The sequence below is a fragment of the Paenibacillus brasilensis genome (genome assembly GCF_009363115.1).
In the GTDB taxonomy this organism is placed as follows: Bacteria; Bacillota; Bacilli; order Paenibacillales; family Paenibacillaceae; genus Paenibacillus; species Paenibacillus brasilensis.
In genome coordinates this window covers 4,766,451-4,778,270 of sequence record NZ_CP045298.1, presented here as the reverse complement: position 1 = coordinate 4,778,270, position 11,820 = coordinate 4,766,451, and the positions used below count along the sequence as shown (strand labels likewise).

Here is an 11,820-nt window from a genome sequence, read left to right as displayed (position 1 = left end):
AGAATTAGACTGTTTTTACCTGAACTTTACCTGATTTTCAGCTAATTTTAAGGAAAACAACAGCATCTATTAAGGTTTGGGACATATACTAGAGAAAGAATAACAGCCGCTCACTAGGAGGGTTAATAGATGATAAAAGAATCTCGCATGACAACTACCAACGAACCGTCTGATTTGTGGATGACCCGTTTTTTACGTGAATCGGAACAGCAAAAGATGCAATTGATCCGGGAAGCGCGGAAAAATAACGATATACCGCTGATGAACAGTATTTCTTTTCATCTTGCCCAGCGGAATCAGCAGCACCTGATTGGATAAGCCGACAGGCGAAATTTAGCTATAAATGAACGGGCATGCCCATCGCCGCATGACGTGCTAGATTAAAAAGAGCCAGGACAAATCAAACTACGATTTGTCCTGGCTCTTTTGGTGATGACCCAATCTTTGCTTTACCTCGCCTATTCTTCCATCTCCGCCTGCGGATCATATAAATATTGATCAAGCGGGATACGTCCGTTTGCATTAAAATGTATGCCTTCTTCCTCCAAATACAGACGCTGCAGTGAGGCGGCCCCGTCCTCCTGCAAAGCAATCTCGCCCAAACGGTTGACTACTCTATGCCAGGGAAGCCGATGTTTTTGGCTTAGTGAATGCAAAATGCGGACTACCTGCCTGGCTCCTCTCGGACTGCCGGCTTCTGCCGCAATTTGCCCATAAGTCATTACTTTTCCCTCAGGGATCAGCAATATAATTTGAAGCACACGGGCAGTGAAAGGCTGCATGTTCTATTCCTCCTGCATTACTATTGCTTTCCTATGATTATATCACCCTCCTTGTTTTTCGAGTAGGATGTACGTTGACGCTCGTGTGGACGCTTTCGCAAACGGACCGTTGTTCCAATCGCTGTAATGTAAGCTCAGAATCCGTTCAGACCCTGTCTTTTTAAATCCTGCGCTACCAATCGTGCCAGCTCCCTTGCACCCGCAAAGTTCGGATGAAGCGTGTCACCATTCATATAGAGGGCGAGTGTAGCCTCTTTGCCAATAGAAGTGAAATAAGCTGAGCTCAGAACGTTCAGATCGACCAAAGGGGTTTGTTCCTCTTGAGCCAACGCTAAAATAGCACTTCTATACCATCTGTTTTCAGCGTTGTGTACATTATTCGCATTAAAATCAGTGGCTCGGCCTTGCGGTGCCGATAGCACTACAGTCGCCCCCTTGGCCTTAACCTGACGGATCATATCCCGCATCCAGTCCTTAAACTCCGCTTTGCTTTCATTATGCTTTGGATTGGTATCATTAATGCCTAACTGTAGAATAAAATAATCCCCCGGCTTAATATATCTCACAATGGCCTCCAACTGGCCATCCTGATGGAAGCCTCTAGCAATTTGGCCGCCTGACGCCATGTTGCGAATTTGAAAAGTTTTCGTGTTCACAAACGCTGGCAGCAGTTGCCCCCACCCGGCCTGCACGCTGCTATCTAGCGGATAGTAGTTACATACGGTAGAATCCCCGCCGATATAAATCGTTCGATTGGTGACCGGGCTGCTAGACAATTGCCTGACTTCCAATGCACTGAGTGTAAAAGCTGCACCCTCTTTGCCTTCTGTAGCCAGCAGGTTGAGCTGTCCGTCTGTCACCGGAATTTGAAAGCGATCCTTGGCTCCGTTTCCTGTCATATTAATAACCTGATACACACCCTCAGCGGCTATACTCGAACGCGAAGTATTCCCTAACGTAACCGATACCTCATACAATCCGGGAGGAAGATCAACATCAAAGGTGTTTTTACTTTTTGTTCCGGTAGCCATAAATTGTACCGCATCACTAGCCACTCCAGTCCCGGAGGCACTGACATTGCGCATATTCTCAGGAGTACGGAAGCCATAGCCACGCGACTTGTCGTAGGAAAGCGAAGCGCTCACTCCGGTATAGCCTGCTTCGACCGTGCCTCCCCCAAAATCAAACTTGTACTCGCCAGTGGCCGCATATGCCGGGGGAGCTACGCCCAAGCCTGGTCCACCACATAAAAAAGCAGCTAAAAGCATACCTGTCAATCCTTTTTTCCACTTCAATCTTCATTCCTCCTTCAAAAATTAAATTGTACTAGAAGAATATTCCAAATTTATTGTAAGCGCATACATTATTTTACCATATGAATACAGGTTTGTACTCATTTGATTTCTATGCAAAAGAAAAGAAGCACAAAAAAGCCTCGCAGGTATATCTGCGAAGCTTCGTGAATCCAAATCTCATTATTTCATAATTCGATATTCATTCACAACATTAGTCCCCTGCCAGAATACCGTCGAAACTCTCTGGACCTACCCGTATCGTAGCCAGTGCGTCTGAAGAAACAAAAGCGGTATACACCAGCTGTGGCGTAACCGGCGGGTTAAAGTCATCAGCCGAGAACGTGATGACCTGCGGAGCCAATACACTCAAGCTAAAAGTAGAAGTTGCCGAATAAACAACAGGGTCAGTTATAAGGGTACCTCTTACAATGGTGATCGTAATTCCGACTAAAGCAAGCGGAAGCTGGAGCGATATGGTTCCTTTAAGCAGAACCCGTGGCGTACCTGTAATTCCCAGTGTGTTTAATCCGATCTGCCCAAACAATTCTGGCGTATTCAAGACAGTAATCGGAATGGCAATAGAGTTGGCTGTCGAAGCATTTTGGGATGTTCTTCCATCAATAAATGTTCCCATGGTTCCCCCTCCTCTCTCTATCAGATACTCATAGACTATGAAAAAGAATTGTTTTGTGCTTGGACTGAATCACTTGCAAAACACACTACTTCTTATGAATAGGCGAATGTGCAGCCCTTTCTTTAGCTCTATGAATGCACTAAAACAACACTGGGAAAGGAGGGGTGTAATGTCTAATAAGTTTAAAGCTATTTTAAAGGGAGCTAATGAAGTACCTCCGGTCAGAACTAATGCGACAGGAACCGCCGAATTTCGTTACCGTCAAGCTAGCCAACAATTAAGCTTCGAGCTGACTGTGCGCAATATCTCACGGGTAACCCGAGCGAATATCCATCTGGGACGCAGAGATGAAAATGGCCCTATTGTTGCTACACTGTTTGGCCCTTCGAAGTTTGGGATAACCGTTAAAAGAGGTGTCGTTAGCGGCGTGCTACGTGCATGTGATCTCACCGGTCCGCTCAGAGGCAAAACCATTTATGATTTGGTATGCCAAATCAGAGAGGGCAATGCTTACGTCAATGTTTACACCATTCGTCATCCAAACGGAGCCATTCGTGGACAAATCAAACGTGAACAAACCAGACGTTGCAAATAACAAATGGACATGAGTATTAAAAAAGAACTTCCTTACCACTCATATTGAGGCTATGGAAGTTCTTTTTCTTGATACTTAACCAATGTTAAGAAGTTGATAAGCGTTTCTTAAGCCCTACCCTTTCAGGTTGTTAAGAACTTTATCTTTTAATAGAGGAAGTTCAATAAGATCCAGTTCACTGCCGAAAAAAATGAAGCTTATGCAGCCTATTAGCCGTTATTATGGTCCACGCCACTTCCTATGCAACAGTTCAACTTACAGATTCCAGCCTTTATGTTATACATAATGCGCCCAATGTGCTGACGGAGTATGGAACACCTAGTATTTTCGCAACCCCCCTAGCCGATCAACAGCGTATAAACAATACCCGGCCCGTGCACGCCGATGGTCAGATCATTTTCAATATCCGATGAACGGCTGGGTCCAGTAATAAAATGAATGCCTGCGGGCAATTGCTCACGCCCAGCTTCGTCAAAACGGCTTAAAATTTCACCGAGTCGCGTTCGCAGACGCTCCACTGGCAGAAGAATGATCAGTACGGTCGGCAGCAGGCTGACCGAGCGGCCCTTCTCCGGCGAGGACAGCACCGCTACCGAGCCGGTGTAGGCGGCGGCCTCATCGGCCATGACGAGGCCGATATCCGCCTCGGCGGCGCGCGCCTTCCAGTCTTCGGCGGGATCGGTGTTCCACACCGACAGCCGGACTTCCGGCAGCGCGGCTTCCAGCTGGAGCGCATCCAGGTCCGGCTCATTCTGCCGGACAATATAGGCCGCTCCCAGTTCCTGCGCCTTGCGCGCGATCCAGTCTGCCGTCTGCTCCCAATCCGGCAGACGCGCGACATGCCCGCCAACATCTGTAAAGTTGGCGGTAAACTCCTGGATGCGCTGCTCCACGCTCCATTCGAAATCATGCCAAAACGCAGGTGCGCCGCGAAACGGCTGCACGGGCGGCTCTGTCTGTCGCGGACGTTTAAGCTTCGCTGCAATGCCATCCATAAAGCGTACCTGCTTGGCGCGGGATTCTGCTTCCATTTGATGAAGCCACGCTTCATGAGCTGCTTTTGTTTGCGTAGAAGAATTACGCTCTTCACTCATGCTGCGACCCTCCTTTATTTCTATCGGCCAAAATCGCCTCCATGCGGCTACGCACATCCGCTTGCATAACGCTTCGTTCCTGCTCCAGCTCACGTTCGAGTGTGCTCCATTGCTGGCGGAAGGACTTTTTGGCCAGCGACGGGGCCACACGGTACGTATTCCAGCCCTTTAGCGGACCAAGCTTGAGCGTAACTTCGCCCTTTCGGACGACCACCTTCTGGGCAATCTGCCCCAGCCTTATCGCTGCTGCGAATCGCTTCGAGCTGGAAACCACTGTCGCGAACCCCTTCATTCCTGCCGTTTCCAGCCGATCTCCTTGTCCTGCCTCCACCTTGCGTCTACGCAAATAAACCAGCATGTCATGCAATGGTATTTTGACTGGACAGGCTTCATAACACGCACCACACAGACTGGACGCACTCGCAATATCATTCCACTCTTCGATGTTGCCGTGCAGAGCAGGTGTAAGTACCGCTCCAATAGGGCCGCTATATGTCCCGCCATACGCGTGTCCACCAATGTGCCGGTAAACCGGACACGCATTAAGGCAAGCCCCGCAGCGAATACAATTCAGCAGCTCTTGAAACTCGGGGTTGCCCAGTTGGAGCGAACGTCCGTTATCCACGATGATGATGTGCATTTCCTCCGGCCCATCAGCATCCTGGCTGCGCCGCGGGCCTGAAATACCGGACATGTACATGGTCAGCTTTTGTCCGGTAGCGGAGCGTGGCAGCAAGGTAGCCATCACTTCCAAATCCGTCCAGGATGGAATAATCCGCTCCATGCCCATCAGTGTAATCTGCGTTTTGGGCAAGGTTGATACCATCCGCGCATTGCCTTCATTTTCAAACAGGACCATGGAGCCTGTCTCCGCGATGGCAAAATTACAGCCTGTCATGCCAATATCTGCCGCCAGAAACTTTTCACGCAGCTTTTTGCGGACAAAACCCGCCAATACCGTCGTATCTGCGGACAGTTCCTCCCCCGCTTCTTTGGACAGCAGCTCGGCAATCTGATAACGGTTTTTATGAATCGCAGGAATAACGATGTGAGATGGGGCTTCCCCGGCCAGTTGAATAATATATTCGCCGAGGTCACTTTCAATCGTCTCAATGTCAGCCGCTTCCAGCGCCTGATTTAAATGCAGCTCCTCCGACACCATCGACTTGGATTTGACGACAGAGCGGGCCTGACTGTGTGCAGCAATATCCAGTGTAATTCGTACCGCGTCGGCGGCTGTATCGGCAAAATGGATATGCACCCCGTTGGCACGGGCATTTTCCACGAATAGATTTAAGTAATAATCCAGATGGGCAATGGTATGCAAACGAATTTGACGGCCCCGTTCACGCCATTCCTCCCAATTTCCGTGCTGCGTTGAAGCCACCTGCTTGCCGTTACGCAGCCGCTCTGTTGTAAAACGAACAGCCTTGCGCAGAAAATCGTCATTCAGGGCCAAGTCCGCGCGTTTACGGACCTTTTGACTCATGGAATGCGAATGTACAGCGGTCATGCGTGCTTCACTCCTTCATACAGCAGCTCAGCCAAATGCATCACCCGAACCGGCTCATCCCGATACCGAAGATTTCCGGCAATGTTCATTAGGCAGGCCATGTCCAGTCCGACCAGGACCTCAGCCTCCGTCTCCCTGATATGATCCACCTTTTCCGTTACCATCGCTCCTGAAATATCCGGCATTTTCACCGCAAAAGTGCCCCCAAAGCCACAGCAGTCCTCGGCAAAAGGGAGCGGCACCAATTGCAAGCCTTTTACGCTGCCAAGCAGCTGCATCGGCTCCTCCTTTACGCCGAGCAAACGCGTGCCATGGCAAGACGGATGGTAGGTTACCGTATGCGGAAAAGACGCGCCCACATCGGTCACGCCAAGCACCTGCACCATAAATTGTGTAAACTCATACGTCTTTTGCTCCAGCCTCCGCGCCGAGTCCAGCCATTCGGGCTCCCCCTTGAAAAGCTCGGGGTAATGGTGAAGCATATATGTGCAGGAACCGGAGGGAGATACGACAAAATCGCTGTCATCAAACGCTCTCAGAATCGTTTTGGCCGCTGCCCTCGTTTCATCCCAGTAACCGCTGTTATAGGACGGCTGGCCGCAGCATGTCTGCACCCTCGGAAAATCCAGTTCGACACCATATCTGGCAAGCAAGCGTACCATCGCTTCCCCCACCTTGGGATAAATCGCATCACTCAGACAGGTAATAAATAAAGATACCTTCATACGAAACACCCCTCCCGTCCATGGAATAGCTATTATATAAACTGAGCTTAAAAAGTTGCCTGCTGCGCCACTACGCAGTCGGATGGTGCTTCCCATAGCTACCGCTTGTACAGCACCATTCCGCCTACTCCGTTGTCGTGTACATTTTACAAGTTCATCTTAAATAGATAGTAAAGAGGGCAGTAGCGGAGCGGTTTCATTTGAATCTGGAGAAGCGTCAGCTTTCGCCCTTGCAGTGGGATTCTCACCTATACATGTTTTACATCATCAGAGAATCCCGCTGCAACAGCGATCGTAAGATCAAATCAAATGCGGAGCAGCCTTCACCCCGGAAACTACACGCTTTACACAACCGTAACCGGAATCGACTGTTCCTCAAGCTGACTGTGAATCGGACCCGACAACCGCGAATCCGTGATGATTTCGGACACTTGCGACAGGTTTACAACATGCGTGAATGCCTGCTGTCCAAATTTGCTCGCATCTGCCAGTAAAATCACACGGTCTGCGATACTGACCATTTTCTGCTTGAGACGAGCTTGCAGTTCATTCGATTCACTAATGCCACGATCCAGATGAACCCCCTGGCTGGAAAAAAACAACTTATCCACATAATAGGTTTCTAAAGAACGCTCCGCGAGCGGGCCTACGAACGATAGCGAGCGCTGAAGCAACTGCCCACCCGTGGAAATAACCTCGATTTTTTCCTTACCCGCCAACTCTGTAGCGACCCGAATCGAATTCGTCAATATCGTCAACGGAATATCCGGCAGACTGGATGCCATATACCAGGCGGTCGTGCTGGCATCCAGCAAAATACGATCATGCGGCTGAATCAGCTTGACCGCTTCCTCGGCAATCCGGCGCTTTTCCTCTGCGTTCATAATTTCTCGTACCGCATAGGGTGTTTCAGGCTGCTCGTTTTTGACGCTGACGGCTCCCCCATGCGAACGACGCAATCGTCCCGCCTGCTCCAGACGGTCCAGATCGCGGCGGATCGTTTCCTCTGTTACTTTGCACAGCTCGCTTAATTCCGACACCCGTATGCTGCCTTTTTCATTAACGAGCTGTACAATCATTTCATATCTTTCTGCGACCAGCATGGCAATCTCACTCCACATCTTTAATGTACAAAAAGTCTCGCCACCTGCCGGAATCGTCCGTAGGCATCCTCCCACGCCTCTGAATCGGCAGGTTCATAACCCTCGACGGTAATAGAATCCGCAATGACCCGGCGTGCTTCCCATATATCGGCGAACTTTCCCTGTGCCATCCATTGTACCGCAAGATTGCCGATTGCGCTCGCTTCTGCCGGTCCCGCCCACACAGGTTTTTGAATCGAATTGGCCGTCCACTGGCACAACAGCCGATTTTGAATGCCACCCCCAACCATATGCAGCCCGTTAAACTGTTGCCCTGATACACGCTCCGTAAGCTCCAAAACGTAACGGTACTTCAAGGCCAGACTTTCCAAAATACAGCGTGTGATCTCGCCCGGCGTCTCTGGCAAGGGCTGCCCGGTATTGCGGCAGTATTGGCGTATACGTGTTTTCATATCCCCGGCATGCAGAAACAGTTCATCATCCGGGTCAATCAAACAGTTGAACGCCGGAGCCTGCTCCGCCATATGAACCAATTCAGGAAAGGAATAGGAGCTTCCCTGCCGCTCCCACTCTCTGCACGCCTCCTGTAAAATCCACAGTCCCATGATATTTTTCAGCAGCCTGTAGGTCCGCCCTACTCCGCCTTCGTTCGTAAAATTGTATCGAAGCGTATCGTCATTGATTACAAGCTGTGATGTTTCCGTCCCCATCAAGGACCATGTTCCGCAGCTCAAGTACGCAAATGAGCGCTCCAGCGCAGGTACGGCAGCCACAGCAGATCCTGTATCATGCTCTGCTACTGCAATCACAGGAATCGCTTCGATGCCCAAATCGGTCATGACTGATGAGCGGACGGTTCCCGCGACACTTCCCGGCTCCAATACCTTGCCAAACCAGGAACGTGGAATGTCGATTCCAGCCAGAAGCTCATGATCCCAATCTTGCTGGAACGGATGATATAATTGCGTGCTGGTCGCATTAGAAAACTCGCTATACATTTCACCTGTTAGAAAATACCGCAGCAGATCAGGAATCATCAGGAAATGCTCTGCCTGCTCCAGCAAGGGTGAGCTCATTTTGCGCATTGCAGCCAATTGATAAATGGTGTTAAACGTCAAAAACTGAATGCCTGTGCGTTGAAAAATAAACGCTTTTCCCAGCCGTTCCTATACTTCCTCCATCACCCCGTGAGTATGCCAATCGCGATAATGATAAGGGCTGCCCAGCAGTTCTCCGTTTCCTCCGATCAATCCAAAATCGACCGCCCAGGAGTCAATCGCCAGGCTGGACGGATTCCCCCCCATATGCTTGGCTTTGAGCAGCCCTTGCTGAACCTCGTGATATAGACGCAACATATCCCAGTGCAGGCGTTCGCCAACCTTGACCGGATCATTCGAAAAGCGATGGATTTCCTCCACCTCTATACGTGAATCTGTCAGTCGTCCGAGCAGGACCCTGCCGCTGCTTGCCCCCAAATCATACGCGAGGATGCTCACCAGCTTGCACCGCCCTTGCCTCTTTGCAAAATCTGCGTACTATAATCAGACGCCAGGTAGGCCTTCATCGGATCAGGGAGTGACGAACCAGCCTGTGCATATAGCAGAAGGCAAAAACACAAGTCCTGTCATCATGGCGTCATAGCCATATACTTGTTGAACCAGCATCGGAACCAGAAAAATGCTGCCAAACATCGCAATCGCCTGTACACTCGCCACGATCACGCTGAGGCTGTAGGTAGGTATTTTAAAAATGTGTACATTCAGCAAGGGCTGTTCCTTGATCAGCTCCATTCGTACAAACACCACCAGCAAAATCGCTCCAGCAAGGAACAGCAACATATGCAGCGGGTCAACTACATCTGCCGCCGTCGTTGTTCTGCCCAGCGCAAACAGAATGAATCCCACCCCCAAGGTGGTCGTTATAAATCCGCTGCGATCAAAGGTGCGAGACAGATTGCCACGCGTGGCGGTCAAGTAGCGTATTCCCAGCAGCAATCCCAGCAATCCAGTTGGCACATTCATAAGGAAAAGTACCTGCCAGCTGCTGAACGACAGAACAACTCCGCCCACTGTAGGCCCGAGCATCGGAGCGGCCATAATCGCAATCCCCCATATTCCCGTAACCCTGCCTCGTTCCTCCTTAGGGAAGGCTTCAAAAATCAGCGCCAGCGACAACGGAATCATCAGTCCGCCCGCTATCCCTTGCAGTCCACGACAAATGATTACAGCGGTAAGCCCGCTTGATATCGAACCGAGCAAGGAGCCTGTAACAAAAAGTGCAAGTCCACTCAGGTAGATTTTCTTTTTTCCAAAGCGATCCGCCAAATACCCGGTTAAAGGCATAGTCATCCCCATCGTGATTAGAAAAATGGTGATGAGCCAGCTCGCCGTAGCAGCGTTTGTATCGAACACCTTAATGAAGGACGGAATCGCCGGATTCAGCGAACTGTTATTCAGTAAAACCGTAAAGGTGCCGAGCATCACAGTGATGACGACCTTCCATTGATCAGCCACAGCATGGTTTTTCATCCCGCAGCCTGCTTAGTCGTGTTCGTGCTGCAATCCGGCATAAGCTGCATGCACCGCTTCACTGAAAATAAGGAATATGTCGTCGATCTGACGCTCCGTTATAATTAGCGGCGGCAAAAAGCGAATCACCGCAGAATGTCTTCCTCCAACTTCCAAAATGAGTCCGCGTTGCAGGCATTCCTGCTGTATTCGAGCAGCCAGCTTCTTGTGGGCAGGATGATGTCCCAATTGATCCACCGGCTGCCTGTCGTCCACAATCTCTACTCCGATCATAAGCCCACGGCCACGTACATCACCGATGCAGCCTGCTTGCTGCTTCAATACATTCAGACGGCTCATGAATTGTTCGCCTCGGGCTGCGGCATGTTCGGGTATATGGTTGTGCTTTATATATTTCAGGGTCGCAAGCCCGGCGGCCATGGCCATTTGATTACCACGAAATGTACCAATATGCGCCCCCGGATTCCAGACATCCAGCGCTTCGTTATAAATCACAACCGACAGCGGCAGACTGCCGCCAATCGCTTTGGACAAGATCAGCACATCGGGGATAATATCCGCATGCTCAAAAGCAAACAGCTTGCCTGTGCGTCCAAGTCCGGTCTGCACCTCATCAATAATTAACGGGATGTTCCGTTCCTGCGTGATACGGCGGATTTCGCGAATCCACTCGACCGGTGCGGGAATCGAGCCACCCTCCCCTTGAACAACCTCCAGAATAAAAGCACATGGCGTAACAATTCCGCTCTCAGGATCATCCAGCAGGTTCTCAATATAACGACTGCTAAGCGCATGCGTCTGCTCTCCACCTACACCAAATGGGCACCGATACGCATAGGGATAAGGCATAAAATGAACATCCGGTATCAACCCCTGCACCCGCTCTTTTTTCCTAAAGTACCGCTGAGACTCATCGTAGCGTGGGTCGAACCATGATAACCGCCTTGGAAGGAAAAAATGCTTCGACGACCCGTGGCCGTTTTGACCAGCTTGATCGCAGCTTCCACCGCATCGCCTCCGGTCGGACCACAAAATTGGATTTTGGCCTGACGGGCAAATTCAGGAGGCAGACTGGCGAATAGCTCTTCTACAAATTGCTCCTTCACTGGCGTGGTCAAATCCAGCGTATGCAGGGGGCGTTTTTGATCCAGCAGCTCTCTGATCGCTTCCAAGACTACTGGATGATTATGACCGAGTGCCAAAGTTCCGGCCCCGGCCAGACAGTCGATATAGTTTTTTCCATCCATGTCCTTGACATAGATGCCTTCTGCTTCGGCGATGGCAATCGGGATGCGGCGGGGGTAGGATCTGGCATTGGATTCCCGCGCAGCCTGGCTTTCCAGGTAACGGGTGTTTTGCGAGATAGCAGTGGCGGCTTTGGACAACTCAAATCATTCCTTTGATATTGATAATCATTTTCAATTAATTCACTCCTTATTATATGGAATAAATATCCTGATTCCATGGACATTTCATACCAAAATTTGGACAAAGACTATTTTTAATTCCTAAAATAGAATAAAAAACCATAGTAAAAATAGTCATTTCGAC

General features: G+C 50.0%; 10 protein-coding genes and 2 pseudogenes. 2 read left to right on the top strand and 10 right to left on the bottom strand.

Going from position 1 to position 11,820, the window contains the following annotated elements; all coding sequences use genetic code 11:
- Positions 1-129: 129 nt before the first annotated feature.
- Positions 130-318 carry a hypothetical protein gene (locus GCU48_RS22495; RefSeq protein ID WP_010346071.1) on the top strand — a complete coding sequence of 63 codons (189 nt, stop codon included), beginning with the start codon at positions 130-132 and terminating at the stop codon, positions 316-318.
- Between the two features lie 140 nt (positions 319-458).
- On the opposite strand, the gene GCU48_RS22490 is transcribed toward GCU48_RS22495, so the two are convergent.
- The 3 genes from GCU48_RS22490 to GCU48_RS22480 form a co-directional block, all read right to left on the bottom strand.
- Entirely contained in the window at positions 459-782 is a 324-nt protein-coding gene (locus GCU48_RS22490) for an MGMT family protein (protein WP_152381522.1), read from the bottom strand.
- A 134-nt stretch (positions 783-916) separates the two neighbouring features.
- Positions 917-2,050, bottom strand: a complete 1,134-nt coding sequence (locus GCU48_RS22485; RefSeq protein ID WP_370881005.1) for a rhamnogalacturonan acetylesterase — start codon at positions 2,048-2,050, stop codon at positions 917-919.
- Between the two features lie 238 nt (positions 2,051-2,288).
- A complete protein-coding gene (locus GCU48_RS22480) occupies positions 2,289-2,711 on the bottom strand; it encodes a hypothetical protein (protein WP_152381520.1) in 423 nt (140 codons plus the stop codon).
- Positions 2,712-2,880: 169 nt separating this feature from the next.
- Here GCU48_RS22480 and GCU48_RS22475 point away from each other — a divergent pair, with 169 nt between their 5' ends.
- Positions 2,881-3,306, top strand: coding sequence for a CHRD domain-containing protein (locus GCU48_RS22475; RefSeq protein WP_152381519.1), 426 nt, complete (start codon positions 2,881-2,883; stop codon positions 3,304-3,306).
- A gap of 338 nt (positions 3,307-3,644) precedes the next feature.
- Here the strand turns inward: GCU48_RS22475 and GCU48_RS22470 are convergent, their stop codons facing one another.
- The 7 genes and pseudogenes from GCU48_RS22470 to GCU48_RS22440 form a co-directional block, all read right to left on the bottom strand.
- Positions 3,645-4,400: a LutC/YkgG family protein gene (locus tag GCU48_RS22470; protein WP_152381518.1), complete on the bottom strand. Its 756-nt coding sequence runs from the start codon at positions 4,398-4,400 to the stop codon at positions 3,645-3,647.
- Entirely contained in the window at positions 4,393-5,913 is a 1,521-nt protein-coding gene (locus GCU48_RS22465) for a LutB/LldF family L-lactate oxidation iron-sulfur protein (RefSeq protein ID WP_152381517.1), read from the bottom strand. The genes GCU48_RS22470 and GCU48_RS22465 overlap by 8 nt, the downstream gene beginning before the upstream one ends.
- Complete coding sequence (locus tag GCU48_RS22460) at positions 5,910-6,638, bottom strand: (Fe-S)-binding protein (RefSeq protein ID WP_152381516.1); 729 nt, start codon at positions 6,636-6,638, stop codon at positions 5,910-5,912. The genes GCU48_RS22465 and GCU48_RS22460 overlap by 4 nt, the downstream gene beginning before the upstream one ends.
- A gap of 344 nt (positions 6,639-6,982) precedes the next feature.
- On the bottom strand, positions 6,983-7,741 hold the full coding sequence (locus tag GCU48_RS22455) for a DeoR/GlpR family DNA-binding transcription regulator (protein ID WP_152381515.1): 759 nt from the start codon (positions 7,739-7,741) through the stop codon (positions 6,983-6,985).
- Positions 7,742-7,761: 20 nt separating this feature from the next.
- A pseudogene (locus tag GCU48_RS22450) lies at positions 7,762-9,237 on the bottom strand (rhamnulokinase).
- Positions 9,238-9,309: 72 nt separating this feature from the next.
- Positions 9,310-10,221, bottom strand: coding sequence for an MFS transporter (locus GCU48_RS22445; RefSeq protein ID WP_244316337.1), 912 nt, complete (start codon positions 10,219-10,221; stop codon positions 9,310-9,312).
- Between the two features lie 60 nt (positions 10,222-10,281).
- Positions 10,282-11,654: pseudogene (locus GCU48_RS22440) on the bottom strand (diaminobutyrate--2-oxoglutarate transaminase).
- Between the last annotated feature and the right edge of the window lie 166 nt (positions 11,655-11,820).

Excerpts from the sequence above, each read along its gene's own strand:
- GCU48_RS22455 (WP_152381515.1), bottom strand. The coding sequence starts at position 7,741 with ATGCTGGTCGCAGAAAGATATGAAATGATTGTACAGCTCGTTAATGAA.
- GCU48_RS22465 (WP_152381517.1), bottom strand. The coding sequence starts at position 5,913 with ATGACCGCTGTACATTCGCATTCCATGAGTCAAAAGGTCCGTAAACGC.
- GCU48_RS22460 (WP_152381516.1), bottom strand. The coding sequence starts at position 6,638 with ATGAAGGTATCTTTATTTATTACCTGTCTGAGTGATGCGATTTATCCC.
- GCU48_RS22485 (WP_370881005.1), bottom strand. The coding sequence starts at position 2,050 with ATGCTTTTAGCTGCTTTTTTATGTGGTGGACCAGGCTTGGGCGTAGCT.
- GCU48_RS22495 (WP_010346071.1), top strand. The coding sequence starts at position 130 with ATGATAAAAGAATCTCGCATGACAACTACCAACGAACCGTCTGATTTG.
- GCU48_RS22470 (WP_152381518.1), bottom strand. The coding sequence starts at position 4,400 with ATGAGTGAAGAGCGTAATTCTTCTACGCAAACAAAAGCAGCTCATGAA.
- GCU48_RS22480 (WP_152381520.1), bottom strand. The coding sequence starts at position 2,711 with ATGGGAACATTTATTGATGGAAGAACATCCCAAAATGCTTCGACAGCC.
- GCU48_RS22445 (WP_244316337.1), bottom strand. The coding sequence starts at position 10,221 with ATGCTCGGCACCTTTACGGTTTTACTGAATAACAGTTCGCTGAATCCG.
- GCU48_RS22490 (WP_152381522.1), bottom strand. The coding sequence starts at position 782 with ATGCAGCCTTTCACTGCCCGTGTGCTTCAAATTATATTGCTGATCCCT.
- GCU48_RS22475 (WP_152381519.1), top strand. The coding sequence starts at position 2,881 with ATGTCTAATAAGTTTAAAGCTATTTTAAAGGGAGCTAATGAAGTACCT.